The organism is Pseudomonas sp. 2957 (assembly GCF_031456345.1).
GTDB lineage: Bacteria > Pseudomonadota > Gammaproteobacteria > Pseudomonadales > Pseudomonadaceae > Aquipseudomonas > Aquipseudomonas siliginis.
Map to the genome: position 1 here is coordinate 432,533 of NZ_JAVDUL010000001.1, position 16,679 is coordinate 449,211.

18 protein-coding genes are annotated in these 16,679 nt (G+C 59.6%); 12 read left to right on the plus strand and 6 right to left on the minus strand.

Translation table 11 applies throughout. The features are described 5' to 3' along the window. Positions 1-105 precede the first annotated feature (105 nt). Entirely contained in the window at positions 106-927 is an 822-nt protein-coding gene (locus J2Y39_RS01970; protein ID WP_041478868.1) for an HDOD domain-containing protein, read from the minus strand. Between the two features lie 34 nt (positions 928-961). Continuing rightward, positions 962-1,903, minus strand: coding sequence for a folate-binding protein (locus J2Y39_RS01975; RefSeq protein ID WP_310214759.1), 942 nt, complete (start codon positions 1,901-1,903; stop codon positions 962-964). 150 nt (positions 1,904-2,053) lie between these two features. Here J2Y39_RS01975 and J2Y39_RS01980 point away from each other — a divergent pair, with 150 nt between their 5' ends. Beyond that, entirely contained in the window at positions 2,054-2,308 is a 255-nt protein-coding gene (locus J2Y39_RS01980) for a succinate dehydrogenase assembly factor 2 (protein WP_007911418.1), read from the plus strand. Further along, positions 2,292-2,744 carry a protein YgfX gene (locus J2Y39_RS01985; protein WP_095180600.1) on the plus strand — a complete coding sequence of 151 codons (453 nt, stop codon included), beginning with the start codon at positions 2,292-2,294 and terminating at the stop codon, positions 2,742-2,744. The genes J2Y39_RS01980 and J2Y39_RS01985 overlap by 17 nt, the downstream gene beginning before the upstream one ends. Here the strand turns inward: J2Y39_RS01985 and nadB are convergent. Further along, positions 2,713-4,329, minus strand: a complete 1,617-nt coding sequence (nadB, locus tag J2Y39_RS01990) for an L-aspartate oxidase (protein WP_150636512.1) — start codon at positions 4,327-4,329, stop codon at positions 2,713-2,715. The genes J2Y39_RS01985 and nadB overlap by 32 nt on opposite strands. A 556-nt stretch (positions 4,330-4,885) precedes the next feature. Here nadB and rpoE point away from each other — a divergent pair. The 4 genes from rpoE to J2Y39_RS02010 all read left to right on the plus strand — a co-directional run bounded on the left by rpoE (position 4,886) and on the right by J2Y39_RS02010 (position 8,701). After that, positions 4,886-5,467, plus strand: a complete 582-nt coding sequence (gene rpoE, locus J2Y39_RS01995; protein WP_003172477.1) for an RNA polymerase sigma factor RpoE — start codon at positions 4,886-4,888, stop codon at positions 5,465-5,467. A gap of 30 nt (positions 5,468-5,497) precedes the next feature. Beyond that, a complete protein-coding gene (locus J2Y39_RS02000) occupies positions 5,498-6,085 on the plus strand; it encodes a sigma-E factor negative regulatory protein (protein ID WP_008077804.1) in 588 nt (195 codons plus the stop codon). Between the two features lie 8 nt (positions 6,086-6,093). Then, positions 6,094-7,059, plus strand: coding sequence for a MucB/RseB C-terminal domain-containing protein (locus tag J2Y39_RS02005; RefSeq protein WP_252868946.1), 966 nt, complete (start codon positions 6,094-6,096; stop codon positions 7,057-7,059). Positions 7,060-7,267: 208 nt separating this feature from the next. Further along, the gene (locus J2Y39_RS02010; RefSeq protein ID WP_150742398.1) at positions 7,268-8,701 is read left to right on the plus strand and encodes a DegQ family serine endoprotease; all 1,434 of its coding nucleotides are present in this window, start codon (positions 7,268-7,270) and stop codon (positions 8,699-8,701) included. Positions 8,702-8,782: 81 nt separating this feature from the next. Here the strand turns inward: J2Y39_RS02010 and J2Y39_RS02015 are convergent, their stop codons facing one another. Then, positions 8,783-10,216, minus strand: coding sequence for a M48 family metalloprotease (locus J2Y39_RS02015; RefSeq protein ID WP_024011999.1), 1,434 nt, complete (start codon positions 10,214-10,216; stop codon positions 8,783-8,785). 96 nt (positions 10,217-10,312) lie between these two features. On the opposite strand from J2Y39_RS02015, the gene J2Y39_RS02020 reads away from it, so the two are divergent. Both J2Y39_RS02020 and J2Y39_RS02025 read left to right on the plus strand, forming a co-directional pair. Next, a complete protein-coding gene (locus tag J2Y39_RS02020) occupies positions 10,313-10,552 on the plus strand; it encodes a sulfurtransferase TusA family protein (RefSeq protein ID WP_041478863.1) in 240 nt (79 codons plus the stop codon). A gap of 32 nt (positions 10,553-10,584) precedes the next feature. After that, a complete protein-coding gene (locus tag J2Y39_RS02025) occupies positions 10,585-11,655 on the plus strand; it encodes an AI-2E family transporter (protein WP_041478862.1) in 1,071 nt (356 codons plus the stop codon). Positions 11,656-11,773: 118 nt separating this feature from the next. On the opposite strand, the gene J2Y39_RS02030 is transcribed toward J2Y39_RS02025, so the two are convergent. Together J2Y39_RS02030 and J2Y39_RS02035 are read right to left on the minus strand one after the other, a co-directional pair. Then, positions 11,774-12,247, minus strand: a complete 474-nt coding sequence (locus J2Y39_RS02030) for a peroxiredoxin (RefSeq protein ID WP_056783542.1) — start codon at positions 12,245-12,247, stop codon at positions 11,774-11,776. A 10-nt stretch (positions 12,248-12,257) separates the two neighbouring features. Beyond that, positions 12,258-12,818 carry a glycine cleavage system protein R gene (locus J2Y39_RS02035; protein WP_024012001.1) on the minus strand — a complete coding sequence of 187 codons (561 nt, stop codon included), beginning with the start codon at positions 12,816-12,818 and terminating at the stop codon, positions 12,258-12,260. A 328-nt stretch (positions 12,819-13,146) separates the two neighbouring features. Between J2Y39_RS02035 and dapA the strand changes: the two genes are divergently transcribed. The 4 genes from dapA to purC are packed head-to-tail and all read left to right on the plus strand — an operon-like array spanning position 13,147 to position 16,668. Continuing rightward, entirely contained in the window at positions 13,147-14,025 is an 879-nt protein-coding gene (gene dapA, locus J2Y39_RS02040) for a 4-hydroxy-tetrahydrodipicolinate synthase (RefSeq protein WP_016771265.1), read from the plus strand. A gap of 17 nt (positions 14,026-14,042) precedes the next feature. After that, entirely contained in the window at positions 14,043-15,158 is a 1,116-nt protein-coding gene (gene bamC / locus J2Y39_RS02045; RefSeq protein ID WP_016771264.1) for an outer membrane protein assembly factor BamC, read from the plus strand. A 6-nt stretch (positions 15,159-15,164) separates the two neighbouring features. After that, on the plus strand, positions 15,165-15,926 hold the full coding sequence (locus J2Y39_RS02050) for an MBL fold metallo-hydrolase (protein ID WP_310214771.1): 762 nt from the start codon (positions 15,165-15,167) through the stop codon (positions 15,924-15,926). Positions 15,927-15,954: 28 nt separating this feature from the next. Continuing rightward, positions 15,955-16,668 (plus strand): phosphoribosylaminoimidazolesuccinocarboxamide synthase, encoded by a 714-nt coding sequence (gene purC / locus J2Y39_RS02055; protein WP_310214774.1) that lies wholly within the window; start codon positions 15,955-15,957, stop codon positions 16,666-16,668. Positions 16,669-16,679 lie beyond the last annotated feature (11 nt).

Consider the following 16,679-nt stretch of genomic DNA (forward strand, 5'->3'; position numbering starts at 1 on the left):
TGACGAGGGGATTTATCCCCGCTCGGCTGCGCAGCAGTCGCGGTTCGCATCGCAGAGTCTAGGGTCGCTTCGCAACCCAACGGGGATAAATCCCCTCACCACAGGTCAGTAGAACATCGACCGCGATTCTTCCAGATCCGCGCAAAATTGCTTGTTCTCCGGATCAATCCCCAGCTTCCTGAACGCCGGCACACTGAGCGGATCAATCCGCGCAAACGGATGATCGGTGTCCTTGCGGCAATACAAATTGGCCACCTGCACGACATCGACGTAATCGATGCGCGTCGAGTCGCGGCTGAAGTCTTGATACAGCAACGGCAAATGCACCAGGCGCTCGGGAAACTCCCAGACCCGCAGCAATTTCTCGCCGAGCAATGGGTGAATCTGCTCGATCACATGGGTCAGGCTGACCGCATCGGAGAGCAGTTCATTGTGGTCTTCGGCGTAAGTCAGAATCGGCAGCACTCCAATCTGATGCACCAGCCCGCCGAGTGCCGCCTGATCGGGTTTGAGCTGAGTGTGACGACGACACAGCGCATAGCTGACGCCAGCGATTTCCAGACTGCTGCGCCAGACTTCGCGCATCTTCTGTTCGACCACCTCGGAGCGGGCATTGAAGATCTGCTCCATCACCAGACCGATCGCCAGGTTGCTGCTGTAGTTGATGCCCAAACGGGTAATGGCGGTGTGCAGGTCGGTGACTTCCTGCGCGGCGCGCAGCAGGGGACTGTTGACCACTTTGATCAGGCGCGCCGACAGCGCGGTGTCGCGGCCGATGACTTTGCTCAGATCGCTGACGCTGATTTCCGGATCCTCGGCGGCCTTGCGAATTTGCAGGGCCACTTCCGGCAACGTTGGCAGAACCAGGTCATCGTTATCGATGGCCGCAACCAAATCCTGTTGGACCTTTTCCGCCAGTTCGCTCATTTGGACTCTCTAGGGTGTTGCAACAATGCTGCGATCAACGCTGGATTTCGCGGTCGCGATCCAGTTCGTAAGGCAGGTCGAGCACGTGCAACGCGGGGCCTTCGAGGGCGCCCAGACGCAAATCACCGGCTTCGGCAGCTTCGGCCTGCAACACGGCCAGGAGTTCAATGTTTCCCTCGGCATTGGCCGCCAGCACCACTTCGCCGATCGAGCTGTTGTGGCTGGGCGCGAACAACTGAGTGCCGGGCTCCGGCAACTCGGCCGCGTCGAGGCGCAGGCGGTACAGGCGCCGCTTGAGCTTGCCCAGGTACTGCATGCGCGCGACGATTTCCTGGCCGGTGTAGCAGCCTTTCTTGAAACTCACGCCGCCGACCGCCTGCAAATTGAGCATCTGCGGGATAAACAGCTCGCGGGTGGAAGGCATGACCTGGCCGATACCGGCGCGGATCTGGCCCAGCAGCCATTGATTCAGTTCGGCCTCAGGCAGCGCAGTCGACAGTTGGCTTTGCACGCTTTGCGCCTGAGCGGCAGGCACCCAGAGTTCGGCGCGCTCGGGCGAAACGCGAATTGCGATCAGGCCTTCGTTGCGCACAACGCTGTCGGTTTCGGCGGGCAGTGCCAGACCGAGGCTGGTCAGGGCTACGTCGCCATGCGCCAGACCGAAGCGCACCCAGGCGGCGCTTTCATCGGTCAGTTTCGATTTGGAGAACACTGCGTACTTTTTCAGGTCGGCCAGTTGCGGTTCGAGCAGCTCGCTGGCCATCGCCATCACCACGCCGTCACCTTCAAGCAGAATGCGGAAGCTCGACTGCATCCGGCCTTTCTGTGTGCAGCGGGCGCCGAGGCTGGCGTGGGTGTCGCTCAGGTAATTGATGTTGCAGGTCAACTGGCCTTGCAGGAATTTTCCGGCGTCCGCACCGCGAACCGCGAGTACGCCTTCATGAGACAGGGTGCAGAAAAAAGCAGAATCGGCCATGGGTCATCGCAGGGTAAATAGACTGGGGCACATCATAAGGGGGCAGGGTTGAAATGGGTAGTTGATAAAGGATCAGGGGTCCCCGACCAAAGCCGACTGTGCGGCCCGCGCCGGGGCTGTATACTGCCCGGCAAATTCGAGGAGGGCTCCATGGTCGAACAAGTTGAACTGAATCGCCTCTTTTGGCACAGCCGTCGCGGCATGCTTGAGCTTGACGTGCTGCTGGTGCCGTTCGTGCAGGAGGTTTACGCGACGTTGAATCAAGTGGATCGCGATCTGTACGTGCGTTTGCTGACCTGTGAGGATCAGGACATGTTCGGCTGGTTCATGGAGCGCAGCGAGTCGGAAGATCCCGAGCTGCAACGCATGGTCCGGATGATTCTGGATCGTGTCCAGCCCAAGTAATACGTTCGAATGCCGCTGGCATGCCTCACGGCAGTTGCTGGCGGCGTATCTGTTGGCCCAGGCGTTCGCCATGGGCTCGTTGTTTCTTCTGTCGATTCCACTCTGGGCCAGTCTGCTCGGCGCTTGCGTCTGTGCGCTGCATGGTTTTTGGGTGCTGCCACGGCAGATTCTGCTGAACCACCCGAAAGCATTCTGCGGCTTGCGCCGCGATGGCGATGGCTGGCAGGTCTGGAATCAGGCTGATGGCTGGCAAGCGGTGCAACTGCGCCCGGACAGTCTGGCGCTGCCATTGATTGTGGTGTTGCGCTTTCGTTTGCGCGGAGAGTGGCGGGTCAGGTCGATCTGCGTACCACGTGACTCGCAGGCGGCGGATCTGCACCGACGCCTGCGAGTGCGGCTCAAGTTCAGCCGGCGTAGGTGGGCGGCACCAGAATAGTGTCGAGCGCTTCGGGCAGCATATCCGGATAGTCGAGGGTGTAGTGCAGCCCGCGACTTTCCTTGCGTTCCATGGCTGAGCTGATCATCAATTCGGCAACCTGTGCCAGATTGCGCAGCTCGATCAGGTCGCGGCTGACTTTATAGTTGCTGTAAAACTCATCGATCTCATCCAGCAGGAGACGCACCCGGTGCTGCGCCCGTTGCAGGCGCTTGTTGGTGCGCACGATGCCGACGTAGTCCCACATGAATCGGCGCAACTCGTCCCAGTTGTGCGCGATGATCACGTCTTCATCCGAGTCGGTGACCTGGCTGGCGTCCCAAGCGGGCAGGGCTTTTGGTGCCGCGACCTCATCAAGTTGCGCGAGAATGTCCGCCGCTGCCGAACGGGCATAAACGAAGCATTCCAGGAGTGAGTTGCTGGCCATGCGATTGGCGCCGTGCAGGCCGGTGAAGCTGGTTTCGCCGATGGCGTAGAGGCCGGGCACGTCGGTGCGACCGTGCTGATCGACCATCACCCCGCCACAGGTGTAGTGCGCGGCGGGGACGACCGGGATCGGTTGTTTGGTGATGTCGATGCCGAAGCCCAGGCAGCGTTCATAAACAGTTGGGAAGTGAGTTTTTACGAACGATTCAGGCTTGTGGCTGATGTCGAGATATACGCAGTCGACACCCAGACGCTTCATTTCATGGTCGATGGCCCGCGCGACAATGTCACGAGGCGCCAGCTCCGCGCGTTTATCGAAGCGATACATGAAGCGCTCGCCGTTGGGCAGCTTCAAATGCGCGCCTTCGCCACGCAACGCCTCAGTGATCAGGAAACTCTTGGCTTGCGGGTGATACAGGCAGGTCGGGTGGAACTGGTTGAATTCCAGGTTCGCCACCCGGCAACCGGAGCGCCAGGCCATGGCGATGCCGTCACCGCAGGCGCCGTCGGGGTTGCTGGTATAAAGGTAGACCTTGGCCGCGCCGCCCGAAGCCAGAATCACGAAACGTGCGCCGTAGGTGTCGACTTCGCCCGTGGCGCGGTTCAGCACGTAGGCGCCGAGGCAGCGATCGCCTTCCATGCCCAAGCGGCGCTCGGTGATGAGATCAACGGCCACCCGCTGTTCCAGCAGTTCGATGTTCTCGCGCTCTTTGGCCTGGGCCAGCAAGGTTTTGAAGATCGCGGCACCGGTGGCGTCTGCAGCATGGATGATGCGCCGATGACTGTGGCCGCCTTCGCGGGTCAGGTGAAATTCGAAACCACCATCTTCAGTGCCGGACTGTTCGTCGCGGGTGAACGGCACACCCTGGTCAATCAGCCATTGGATGGCTTCGCGGCTGTGCTCGACGGTGAAACGCACCGCGTCTTCGTGACACAAGCCGCCGCCAGCGTTGAGGGTGTCGTCGACGTGGGATTCGACAGTATCGGTATCGTCGAGCACCGCGGCCACGCCGCCTTGGGCCCAGAAGGTCGAACCGTTGGCGAGATCGCCTTTGCTCAATACGGCAATGCGCAGATGACCGGGCAAGGTCAAAGCGAGAGTCAAACCGGCAGCACCGCTGCCAATCACCAGAACATCGTGTTGGAACTGTTGGCTCATTTCAGGATTCCGCTCAAAGCGACCCGGGTCGGGGTTGGCGCAAGACAGCTGGATCGGCGAGTCAAGACAGCCACACAGCCCACTAGTATATAGAGGGGTTGGGCGGCACAATAGCCAGGCCCAGATGGCATTGTGAGACTACTGCGCGGTAAAAAGCGCTGTGCTTCGTCGGAAGTTTTTTTGCCGGTTTGGGAAAAAGACACCTGTATCGGAGCTGAAACAGACTTTTCCGAGCAGGGTTGCGCAATGTCAGGTGGGTACGGCTATAAATAATTGGAACTTTTGCCAAAGGCCCAAGATCAATAGACGGTGCCAGAAACCAGGGACAGTGTCGGCTTCAGTGCGGGATCTGCGTTTGGATTCCTGCCGGCGAAACCGATAACAAGATTATTCGCGCAGCCGGTTTATCCCGCGCTGCGTTTTTCGTGCGTGCCAAATCAGAGCCCGCAGGAAACTTGCTTGGAGGGGGAGAACTTTTGCGAAAAGCCCGAGTCTATGTTTGCAAGTCTGGTCGTTTAGTAATGCAAGTCTCCTCCGGGCTTATCGAGGAGTGTTCATGCTAACCCAGGAAGAGGATCAGCAGCTGGTCGAACGCGTACAGCGTGGCGACAAGCGAGCTTTCGATCTGCTGGTGCTGAAATATCAGCACAAAATTCTCGGGTTGATCGTGCGTTTTGTGCACGACACCCATGAAGCCCAGGACGTTGCTCAGGAAGCCTTTATCAAGGCGTATCGGGCACTTGGAAATTTCCGCGGTGACAGTGCGTTTTATACGTGGCTGTACCGTATTGCCATTAACACGGCAAAGAACTACCTGGTTTCCCGCGGCCGTCGGCCGCCGGATAGCGATGTAAGTTCGGAGGATGCGGAGTTCTATGATGGCGATCACGGCCTCAAGGATCTCGAATCACCAGAACGTGCATTGCTGCGGGATGAGATCGAAGGCACCGTCCATCGGACCATCCAGCAACTGCCAGAGGATTTGCGTACGGCTTTAACTTTACGTGAATTCGATGGTCTGAGTTACGAGGACATTGCGAGCGTCATGCAGTGTCCGGTGGGTACCGTGCGCTCCCGGATTTTCCGCGCTCGGGAGGCCATCGACAAAGCCCTGCAACCGTTGTTGCAGGAAAACTGAGACAGCGGCGACAGCCAAGAGAGGAACGCCATGAGTCGTGAAGCCCTGCAGGAATCGCTGTCCGCAGTGATGGATAACGAAGCGGACGAACTGGAATTGCGTCGAGTGCTTAGCGCACTGGATGATGTTGATACCCGTGAGACCTGGGCTCGTTACCAGATCGCTCGGGCAGCCATGCACAAGGATCTGCTGCTTCCGCGTCTGGATATCGCTGCGGCAGTGTCCGCTGCGCTGGAAGACGAAACGGCTCCGGCCAAAGTATCCCGCAGCCCATGGCGTAACCTGGGTCGCCTCGCTGTTGCCGCTTCGGTAACCGTGGCCGTTCTGGCCGGTGTTCGTCTGTACAATCAGGACGAAATCGCTGGTGTTGAACTGGCACAGCAGTCGAATCAGCCAACTCTGGCCACTCCACAGGTCAAGGGTCCGGCAGTTCTGGCTGGTTACAGCGAAAGCTCGGAAGCGACTGGTCCTATGGCTAACGGCGTTCTGCAAGGACAGCCAGGCTGGCATGATCAGCGTCTGCCAGGCTATCTGCGTCAGCACGCTCAGCAGGCTGCACTCAAAGGAACTGAAAGCGCGCTGCCATACGCACGTGCCGCAAGCCTGGAAAACCGTTAAGGAGGATCATGCGCGCCATCCCTCTACTTTCGCTTCTGCTCAGTGGCTGGTTCATCGTTCCAGCCCACGCTGACGAGGCCCAGGACTGGTTGACCCGTCTGGGCCAGGCCGAGCAGCAGCAAAGCTTTCACGGTACTTTCGTTTACGAGCGCAACGGCAGTTTTTCCACGCACAACATCTGGCATCGTGTCCAGAATGGCCAGGTCCGCGAGCGGTTATTGCAGCTCGACGGTTCGGCTCAGGAAGTCGTGCGCATTGATGGACGTACTCAATGCGTCAGCGGCACACTGATTGCGGGATTGGGTGACTCGCCCAACGCTGCCGCCCGTGCGCTGGATCCCAAAAAGCTGAAGAATTGGTATGACCTTGCTGTCATTGGCAAGTCGCGCGTGGCCGGTCGTGATGCAGTGATCGTGTCGCTGACCCCTCGTGATCAGCACCGATACGGTTTCGAGCTGCATCTGGACAAGAAAACCGGCCTGCCGCTCAAGTCGTTGCTGTTGAACGATAAAGGGCAATTGCTCGAGCGCTTTCAGTTCACCAGCCTCGACACCGATGAAGTCCCGTCGGACAAGGATTTGATGGCAGACGCCGATTGCAAGCCGATCAACATCGCAAGCGACAAGGCTTCTGCGGCGAAGACCGTGCAAAACTGGCGTTCGGACTGGCTGCCGCCCGGCTTCGAGCTGACCAGCAGCAGTTCGCACAAGGATGCGCAGACCAATACCCAGGTCAGCAGCTTGATGTATGACGATGGCCTGGCGCGTTTCTCGGTGTTCCTTGAGCCATTGAACGGTGCCACCGTCACCGACACCCGCACTCAGTTGGGTCCGACCGTCGCGGTATCCCGTCGTTTGACTACACCGCAAGGTGAAATGATGGTGACGGTGGTTGGCGAAATCCCGATTGGCACCGCCGAACGAATTGCTCTATCGATGCGTAACAACGATGGCGCTGCGACCAGCAAGCAGTGAGCTGATTTCAGTCATTTCCACCTCGTCGTCGAGACGTCGAAATGTTTGCTGAGCATTTTCATTTGCAAAACCCCTGAAAATTTTTTATAGGTCAGAGCCTCACGGCTCTGGCCTTGTTTGTTGTTCCCGGAACAAAAATACCGGTCTGTGGTTTCCGGTGTTCCTTTGCTCCATATCGCTTAACCCTGCTCGTCGTAACGGGAGCTGTATGTCGATACCTAGTTTGAAGTCTTATCTTTCCATCTTCGCCACCGTGCTGTTGCTCGGTCAGGCGGTCCCTGCTGCGCAAGCGGCCGATCTGCCTGATTTCACCCAGTTGGTCGAACAAGCGTCGCCAGCGGTAGTGAATATCAGTACCACGCAGAAACTGCCGGACCGTCGCGTGAATCAGCAGATGCCGGATCTGGAAGGTCTGCCACCGATGCTGCGCGAATTCTTTGAGCGCGGCATGCCGCCTCAGCAGCGCTCGCCGCGTGGCGACGGGCGTCAGCGTGAAGCGCAATCGCTGGGTTCGGGGTTCATCATTTCGCCGGATGGCTACATCCTCACCAACAACCACGTGATCGCCGATGCTGACGAAATCCTCGTCCGTCTGGCTGACCGCAGTGAGATGAAAGCCAAGCTGGTCGGCACCGATCCACGTTCCGACGTGGCGTTGCTGAAAATCGAAGGCAAGGATCTGCCGGTGCTCAAGCTCGGCAAATCCCAGGATCTGAAGGCTGGCCAGTGGGTCGTCGCGATCGGTTCGCCATTCGGCTTTGACCACACCGTGACCCAAGGCATCGTCAGCGCTGTCGGCCGCAGCCTGCCGAACGAAAACTATGTGCCGTTCATTCAAACCGACGTGCCGATCAACCCGGGCAACTCCGGTGGCCCGCTGTTCAACCTGAACGGTGAAGTGGTCGGCATCAACTCGCAGATCTACACCCGCTCCGGTGGCTTCATGGGCGTTTCGTTTGCCATCCCGATCGACGTGGCTATGGACGTTTCCAATCAGCTCAAGAGCGGTGGCAAAGTCAGCCGCGGCTGGCTGGGCGTGGTCATTCAGGAAGTGAACAAGGACCTCGCCGAGTCATTTGGTCTGGACAAGCCAGCTGGCGCGCTGGTAGCGCAGATCCAGGATGACGGCCCTGCGGCCAAGGGCGGCCTGCAGGTTGGCGACGTGATCCTGAGCATGAACGGTCAGCCGATCGTCATGTCTGCCGATCTGCCGCATCTGGTCGGCGCGCTGAAGGCTGGCGCCAAAGCTAATCTGGAAGTGATTCGAGAAGGCAAGCGCAAGAACGTCGAGCTGACTGTCGGCGCAATCCCGGACGAGGATAAAGAGCTGGACGCACTGCCGAAATCCGGCGCGGAAAGCAGCAGCAACCGCTTGGGTGTTGCGGTCGGCGAATTGACCGCCGAGCAGAAGAAAGCCTACGACCTCAAAGGTGGTGTGGTGATCAAGGAAGTGCAGGACGGTCCTGCGGCCCTGATCGGTCTGCAGCCGGGTGATGTGATTACTCATCTGAACAACCAGGCCATCGGCTCGGCCAAGGAGTTCACCGACATTGCCAAGGCATTGCCGAAGAACCGTTCGGTGTCGATGCGCGTGCTGCGTCAGGGCCGTGCCAGCTTCATCACCTTTAAACTGGCTGAATAAGCCTGCAACAAGGTAAAAAAGAAACCGCCTCGAAAGAGGCGGTTTTTTTGTGTCTGAAGTTTTTGTCTTGTCTGGAAAGACTCAGCCCATCATGTCCTTGACCATACGCTCCTGTTCCATCAGCTCACGCTGGCGGGCATCGATGCGCGAGGACAGCGGGAAGTTGTTGCCAGCCTTGCGCTTGGCGAAGTCCAACTGCTGAATGGCCTGGCGGTAATCGCCGACCAGCGCAAAATACTCGGCTCGCGCCTGGTGCAGGCCGATGATGTTGCCCGACAAGCCACGGGTTTCAGCAACCTGATACCAGACGTCCGGATCATCCGGGCGGGACTTGAGCAGGCTGTCCAGCGCCTTCTCGGCATCGGCGGCGCGATTCTGTTTCAACAGCAGATCGACACGCACCTGATTCAGCGGATAGTTGCCCGGGAACTGCGTGAGCATGCGGTCGACCCGTGATTGTGCATCGGGCAGGCGATTGTTGGTGATGTCCAGATCGACCTGAGCGAGGTTGTAGATAATCTCGTTGGGCGACTTGGCCAACAATTGCTTGAGATTTTCGCGGGCTTCGTTCAGCTGGCCACCCTTGATTTGCGCGATGGCGAGGCCGTATCGCGCGACATCGTTTTTCGGGTTTTCATCGAGCAGGGCGCGGAAACGCTTGGCGCCCAGCCCCGGGGTTTCCTCGTAGATCAACTGCACCCGCGCGCGGATCAACTGGTAGCGCATGCTGTCTTCGATGCCGCCCGGTTTCGCCTGCTCGGCGCGGTTGCGGGTATCGGCGATACGCGATTCGGTGACCGGGTGAGTCAGGAGGAATTCCGGCGGTTTGGCGTCAAAGCGGTACTGGCGCATCAGGCGTTCGAACATGGTCGGCATCGAGCGCGGATCGTAACCGGCCTTTTCCAGGTTGAGGATGCCGATGCGATCTGCCTCCTGTTCGTTTTGTCGCGAGAAGCGCCGTTGTTCCTGCAACGCCGCAGCCTGGGTGCCAGCGATGGTGGCGATGCCGGCATCACCGCCGCCGGCCGCCGCAATGACAATGCCGGCCAGCAACGCGGCCATCATCGGCACCTGCATTCTTTGTGAAGCTTCCACCCCGCGAGCAAAGTGGCGTTGCGACAAGTGCGCCAATTCGTGAGCGAGCACCGAGGCGTATTCACCTTCGGTCTGGGCGTTGAGGAACAGGCCGCCGTTGACCCCGACCACGCCGCCCGGCGCTGCAAAGGCGTTGAGTTGTGGGCTGTTGATCAGGATGAATTCCAGGCGTCGGTCGGAAACCTGACTGGTCTCGACCAGCTTGTACACGCTGGATTCGACGTAGTCCTTGAGCTGCGGATCGTTGAGCTGGGAAACCTGACTGCGCAGCATGGCCAGCCAGGCGCGGCCGAGCTGGTATTCCTGTTGCGGCGAGACAATGGCAGAGCTGGCGTCGCCGAGTGACGGCAGATCGTCGGCAAAGCCTGGTGAGGCGAGCAGGCAAGCGAGCGTCAGCAGGGTAGGGCGCAGAAAAGTCATGCACAAAGCCTTGGAGGACAAAGACCTTACTGTAGCCGGACACCGAAGCCGCGACCAGATATTCTAGGCAGCTCGACAACGAACCGGAGTGACGCAATGACTGACGCTGTAGCCCATGACGTGGAACTGGACGCCAGTGGCCTGAACTGTCCGTTGCCGTTGCTCAAGGCAAAAATGGAACTCAACAAACTGCACAGCGGCGCTGTGCTCAAGGTGATCGCTACCGATGCCGGCTCGCAACGCGACTTCCGTACCTTTGCCAAACTGGCCGGTCATGCGCTGTTGCGCGAAGAAGACGAGGCTGGCGTCTACCGTTACTGGTTGAAAAAAGCCTGACGCGAGCGCGTTAACGATCGAAGGGATTATTGATGTTCAAAGTGTTACGCGACTGGATTCAGCGCTACTTCTCCGATGAAGAAGCCGTGGTGCTGGCGGTGCTGCTGGTTCTCGCCTTCACCGCCGTGCTTACCCTCGGCGGCATGCTCGCGCCCGTATTGGCGGGCATGGTGCTGGCGTATCTGATGCAAGGCCTGGTGGTGACGCTTGAGCGGCTGCGTGTGCCCGGCGGGGTGGCGGTGGGGCTGGTGTTTGCGCTGTTCATGGGCGCGCTGATGCTGTTTATTGTCGTGGTGCTGCCGCTGCTGTGGCATCAGTTGATCACGCTGTTCAACGAGTTGCCGGGCATGCTCGCCAAGTGGCAGTCGCTGCTGCTTCTATTGCCAGAGCGCTATCCGCATCTGGTGTCCGACGAGCAAGTCTTGCAAGCGATCGAAGCGGCGCGGGGCGAGATTGGCAAGTTTGGCCAGTGGGCACTGACTTTCTCGTTGTCGAGTTTGCCGCTGCTGGTGAACATCATGATCTACCTGGTACTGGTGCCGATTCTGGTGTTTTTCTTCCTCAAGGATCGGGCGATGATTGGCGAGTGGGTGCGTGGCTATCTGCCTCGCGAGCGCGCGCTGATCACCCGCGTCGCGCAGGAAATGAACCGGCAGATCGCCAATTACATACGTGGCAAAGGCATCGAGATCGTGATTTGCGGCGGCGTGACCTACATCGCCTTCATCGCGCTGGGCCTGAACTACGCGGCGCTGCTGGCTTTGCTGGTCGGCTTGTCGGTGGTGGTGCCATATGTCGGTGCGGTAGTGGTGACCGTGCCGGTGCTGCTGATTGCGCTGTTCCAGTGGGGCTGGAGCGATCAGTTCATCTACCTGATGGCGGTCTACGGAATCATTCAGACGCTGGACGGCAACGTGCTGGTGCCGTTGCTGTTTTCGGAAGCAGTGAACCTGCATCCGGTGGCGATCATCTGCGCGGTGTTGTTGTTTGGCGGATTGTGGGGATTCTGGGGTGTGTTCTTTGCGATCCCGCTGGCGACGCTGTTCAAGGCTGTGCTCGATGCGTGGCCGCGCAAGGAGCCGGTGGTGGCGCCGTTGCTTTAAATCGGGGTGAGGCTTTGGCCTCATCGCTGGCAAGCCAGCTCCCACAGGTTTTGTATGTGCTGAACCCTGTGGGAGCTGGCTTGCCAGCGATGGCGTCGGTGACGACACAGCAAAAACATCAGGCTTTATTCAGAGCCTCAGCCGCCGCCAGCACGGCATCAACATGCCCCGGCACTTTCACGCCACGCCATTCCTGACGCAGCACACCGTCCTTATCAATCAGGAAAGTGCTGCGATCAACGCCCAGGTATTCCTTGCCATACAGCTTTTTCAGCTTGATCACGTCGAACAGCTGGCAAACCGCCTCGTCCTTATCGCTGATCAGCTCGAAGGGGAATTCCTGTTTGCCTTTGAAGTTTTCGTGCGACTTCAAGCTGTCGCGGGAAATGCCGAAGACTTCGGTGTTGGCAGCCTTGAACGCCGCATATTGATCGCGAAAGCCCTGGCCTTGAGTGGTGCAGCCCGGGGTGCTGTCCTTCGGGTAGAAATAGATCACCACTTGCTTGCCCTTGAGTTCGGACAGGCTGAAGGTCTGCCCGCTGGTCGCAGGCGCGGTGAAATCCGCAACCGGTTGGTCGATGACAACGGCCATGAAAGCTTCCTTACATTGGGTTTTGTGGGCGCCAAGGCTCGATCAGGGCATCCAGGTTCATCGCGTCGGCGAAATCGAGGAACTGATCGCGCAGCCAACTGATCTGCGTGTTGGCCGGCAGGGTCACGGTGAACGTGGCGTTGAGCATGGTGCCGCCGGTCTGCGGAGCCTGGTAAGTATCGCAGGTGAGGTTTTCCAGTTCGACGTTATGGTCCATGAAGAACTGGCACAGCTCATTGATGATGTCCGGGCGATACGCCGAGCTGACGTAAGCCACGTAAGGCAGCGCTTGCGGACGATTTTCCAGAGCGGCGCTGCGCACCACGTTGACGGTGAAAGCGTGACGCTTGGCCAGCAATGGCAGGCTGCCTTCGAGGCGCGCGAGGGCGTCCCAGCTACCGGAAACTTCCAGCACCAGAGCGCTGCACTCGCCGTGGCGGGTCAGGCGAGAGGTGACGACAGCGCAGCGGTTTTCATGGCTGGCGCGGCACAGGACGTTGGTCAGCTCCATGGGGTTGGCGCCGAGGGCACTGATGACAAGGAATTGTTCGCGAACTGTGGGGGTGGACATGCAGCATTCCTAAAGCGATGAGCGGTCGGTAGGTTGACGGGCATTGGTGGCCGGGCGTGCCTGTTCTGGCGGTCCGTATAAAGAGCTCCGGCCAGCGTTCGCGGCTCGCTCCACTGTGCGGGAGCGCGTCGATGCGACGCAGGAACGGGGCCTGGGAGGCCGAAAGGGGAGGCTGAAACCCGGCGTACAAGCTGATCTGTACCGATCAAAGTCTGAAGGGTAGCGAAAAGCGGCGCCAAGGGGAATGGCAGCGGCGCAGTACTTCGCTTGTGCAAGCATCTTGGCGCCAGTACCATTACCGCTCTCTTTTTCCGGCAGGAGCGGTTTCATGATTGCGGGCAGTATGGTGGCACTGGTCACTCCCATGGATGCACAAGGGCGTCTTGACTGGGACAGCCTCAGCAAACTCGTGGACTTCCACCTCAAGAACGGCACCCATGCCATCGTCGCCGTCGGTACTACCGGCGAGTCGGCCACCCTTGATGTAGAAGAGCACATCGCCGTCATCAAAGCCGTGGTCAAACAGGTTGCCGGGCGCATTCCGGTCATCGCCGGCACCGGCGCCAATTCGACCCGCGAAGCCGTCGAGCTGACCCGCAACGCCAAGGCCGCCGGCGCCGATGCCTGCCTGCTGGTGGTTCCTTATTACAACAAGCCGACCCAGGAAGGCCTGTACCAGCACTTCAAGCACATCGCTGAAGCGGTCGACATTCCGCAGATTCTCTACAACGTTCCCGGCCGCACCTCCTGCGACATGCAGGCCGAGACGGTGATTCGCCTGTCCACCGTGCCGAACATCATCGGCATCAAGGAAGCCACCGGCGACCTCAAGCGCGCCAAAGCGATCATCGATGGCGTGAGCAAGGATTTCATCGTGCTGTCCGGCGATGATCCGACCGCTGTCGAGCTGATCCTGCTGGGCGGCAAAGGCAACATCTCGGTCACCGCCAACGTCGCCCCGCGCGAAATGGCTGACCTGTGCGAGGCCGCGCTGAAGGGCGACGCCGATACCGCACGCGCAATCAACGAAAAACTGATGCCGCTGCACAAGGACCTGTTCATCGAAGCCAACCCGATTCCGGTGAAGTGGGCTTTGGTCGAAATGGGCCTGATGCACGAAGGCATCCGCCTGCCACTGACCTGGCTGAGCACCCCTTGTCATGAAACGCTGCGCTCGGCCCTGCGCCAGTGCAACGTCCTGGTTTAATTGAGGAAGTACAACGCATGAAGCGAATGGCCGGACTTTCCGCACTTGCCTTGATTATCTCCAGCACCAGTGGCTGCGGATGGGTCTGGGGGCCGGAAGGTTATTTCCGCGACCGTGGAAGCGATTACCTGCAAGCGCAACAGACTGCACCGATGCAATTGCCACCGGATGTGAGCACTGCCAAGCGCCTCGATCCGCTGTTGCCGATCCCGCGCAACGTTGCCGATGACACCGCGACGGGCGAATACGTCGTGCCGCGTCCTCAGCCGCTGTCGGCGGTTGCCGATGCCACTGATTACTCGCTGCAGAAGAGCGGTGATTCGCGTTGGGTCGTAGCCCAGCATCCACCGGCCGAAGTCTGGCCAGTGGCGCTGCAGTTCTTCCAGGACAACGGTTTCCGTCTGGATGAACAGCGTCCACAGACCGGCGAGTTCACCACTACCTGGCAGCACTCCGACGAGCTGTCCGCTTCGATGGCCAAGCGCCTGAGTGCGGCCGGTATCGCCAGCGACAGCGAAACCCGCGTGCGCGTGCGTATCGAGCCGGGCGTGCAGCGCAACACCAGTGAAATCTACGTGGTCAGCGCCGAGCGTCCTGCCGGCAGCACGGCCGACGTGGCCTTCACCAACCGTTCGGTCAACACTGGCCTGGACGCTGCGCTGGTCGACGACATGCTCGCGAGCATGAGTCGCACCTCCGAGAAGGGCGGCTCGGTGTCGATGCTGGCCTCGCGTGATTTCGACGCCCCGAGCCGTGTCAGCCTGAACGAAGACGGCAGCGGCAACCCGGTGTTGAACGTCGGTACCGATCTGGACCGCGCCTGGTCGAGCGTCGGCCGTGCGCTGGAACAGGGCGAATGGCGCGTTGAAGACATCAACCGCAGCCTGGGCTTGTACTACATCAACCTGGCCGAAAAAGCCGAGAAGAAAGACGACAAGCCTGGCTTCTTCAGCAGCCTGTTCGGCAGTGCGCCGAGCAAGGAAGAAGTCGAAGCCCGCGCCGAGCGTTATCAGGTTCGCCTGAGCAAGGTGGGCGAGAACATCCAGGTCACCGTCGAAAAGAACATCAACACCGTCGCGCCGGCCGATGTCGCGCGTAAAGTGTTGAGCGTGATTCAGGACAACCTGGGCTGATCCGATATGCGTTTTGCCGTTCTCGGCAGCGGTAGCCAAGGGAACGGCACGCTGATCGCCAGTGCTGATACGTACGTGCTGGTGGATTGTGGTTTTTCCCTGCGGGAAACCGAAAGACGTCTGTTGCGCCTGGGTGTGCACCCGGCGCAACTGAGCGCGATACTCGTGACCCACGAACATGCCGACCACGTGCATGGCGTGGGTTTGCTGTCTCGGCGCTACAATCTGCCGGTCTACCTCAGTCGCGGCACGTTGCGCGGGATGCGCAAACCGCTTGAACCGGCAGGCTTTCTGGCCGGCGGCGAGCAACTGCAGATCGGCCCACTGAACGTCGGGGTCATTGCCGTGGCCCATGACGCGCAGGAGCCGACCCAGTACGTCTTCAGCGATCAGGAACAGCGGCGCTTCGGCCTGCTGACCGACCTGGGATCGTTCTGCGAGCGGGTGCTGGATGGCTATCGGGACCTCGATGCATTGATGATCGAGTCCAACCATTGCCGCGACATGCTGGCCCGTGGTCACTACCCGTACTTTCTCAAGCAGCGGGTGGGCGGCGAACGCGGACATCTGAACAACCATCAGGCGGCATTCCTGGTGGCCGAGTTGGGCTGGCAGGGTTTGCAACACCTGGTGCTGGCCCATCTGAGCAGCAAGAACAACCTGCCGCAGCTGGCCCGGCAATGTTTTGTCGACACCCTCGGGTGCGACCCGGACTGGCTGCAACTGGCCGATCAAGATTCAGGGCTCGACTGGCGCCACATCGCCTAGCCCACCTACTTAGCAAGCGGAGCCCATCATGGAAAAACGTGAAGAACTCTACCGCGGCAAAGCCAAATCGGTTTACAAGACCGACGACGCTGACCGCTTGATCCTGCTGTTTCGCAACGACACTTCGGCGTTCGACGGCAAGCGCATCGAACAGCTCGATCGCAAAGGTATGGTGAACAACAAGTTCAACGCCTTCATCATGCAGAAACTCGAAGCGGCCGGCGTGCCGACCCAATTCGACAAACTGCTGGGCGACAACGAGTGCCTGGTGAAGAAGCTCGACATGATCCCGGTGGAATGCGTCGTGCGTAACTACGCCGCCGGCAGCCTGGTCAAGCGTCTGGGCGTCGAAGAGGGCATGAAGCTCAACCCGTACACATTCGAACTGTTCTTGAAGGACGACGCCAAGGGCGACCCGTTCATCAACGAATCCCACGTTGTTGCATTCGGCTGGGGCACCGCCGAGCAACTGGTGCGCATGAAGGAACTGTCGCTCAAGGTCAACGAAGTCCTGAGCAAACTGTTCGACGACGCCGGCCTGCTGCTGGTCGACTTCAAGCTTGAATTCGGCGTGTTCAGCGACGGCTCCATCATCCTCGGCGACGAGTTCAGCCCGGACGGCTGCCGTCTATGGGACAAGGACACCAAGAAGAAGATGGACAAGGACCGCTTCCGCCAAGGCCTCGGTGACGTCATCGAAGCCTACGAAGAAGTCGCCGCTCGTCTGGGCGTACCGCTTTAATCGACGCAAGC

Bases quoted from the DNA above. Each gene is read 5' to 3' on its own strand.
- J2Y39_RS02005 (WP_252868946.1), top strand. From the start codon at position 6,094: ATGCGCGCCATCCCTCTACTTTCGCTTCTGCTCAGTGGCTGGTTCATC.
- J2Y39_RS02050 (WP_310214771.1), top strand. From the start codon at position 15,165: ATGCGTTTTGCCGTTCTCGGCAGCGGTAGCCAAGGGAACGGCACGCTG.
- J2Y39_RS02015 (WP_024011999.1), bottom strand. From the start codon at position 10,216: ATGACTTTTCTGCGCCCTACCCTGCTGACGCTCGCTTGCCTGCTCGCC.
- J2Y39_RS01970 (WP_041478868.1), bottom strand. From the start codon at position 927: ATGAGCGAACTGGCGGAAAAGGTCCAACAGGATTTGGTTGCGGCCATC.
- bamC (WP_016771264.1), top strand. From the start codon at position 14,043: ATGAAGCGAATGGCCGGACTTTCCGCACTTGCCTTGATTATCTCCAGC.
- rpoE (WP_003172477.1), top strand. From the start codon at position 4,886: ATGCTAACCCAGGAAGAGGATCAGCAGCTGGTCGAACGCGTACAGCGT.
- J2Y39_RS02020 (WP_041478863.1), top strand. From the start codon at position 10,313: ATGACTGACGCTGTAGCCCATGACGTGGAACTGGACGCCAGTGGCCTG.
- purC (WP_310214774.1), top strand. From the start codon at position 15,955: ATGGAAAAACGTGAAGAACTCTACCGCGGCAAAGCCAAATCGGTTTAC.
- J2Y39_RS02025 (WP_041478862.1), top strand. From the start codon at position 10,585: ATGTTCAAAGTGTTACGCGACTGGATTCAGCGCTACTTCTCCGATGAA.
- J2Y39_RS01975 (WP_310214759.1), bottom strand. From the start codon at position 1,903: ATGGCCGATTCTGCTTTTTTCTGCACCCTGTCTCATGAAGGCGTACTC.
- J2Y39_RS02010 (WP_150742398.1), top strand. From the start codon at position 7,268: ATGTCGATACCTAGTTTGAAGTCTTATCTTTCCATCTTCGCCACCGTG.
- J2Y39_RS01980 (WP_007911418.1), top strand. From the start codon at position 2,054: ATGGTCGAACAAGTTGAACTGAATCGCCTCTTTTGGCACAGCCGTCGC.
- J2Y39_RS02030 (WP_056783542.1), bottom strand. From the start codon at position 12,247: ATGGCCGTTGTCATCGACCAACCGGTTGCGGATTTCACCGCGCCTGCG.
- J2Y39_RS02035 (WP_024012001.1), bottom strand. From the start codon at position 12,818: ATGTCCACCCCCACAGTTCGCGAACAATTCCTTGTCATCAGTGCCCTC.
- J2Y39_RS02000 (WP_008077804.1), top strand. From the start codon at position 5,498: ATGAGTCGTGAAGCCCTGCAGGAATCGCTGTCCGCAGTGATGGATAAC.
- dapA (WP_016771265.1), top strand. From the start codon at position 13,147: ATGATTGCGGGCAGTATGGTGGCACTGGTCACTCCCATGGATGCACAA.
- nadB (WP_150636512.1), bottom strand. From the start codon at position 4,329: ATGAGCCAACAGTTCCAACACGATGTTCTGGTGATTGGCAGCGGTGCT.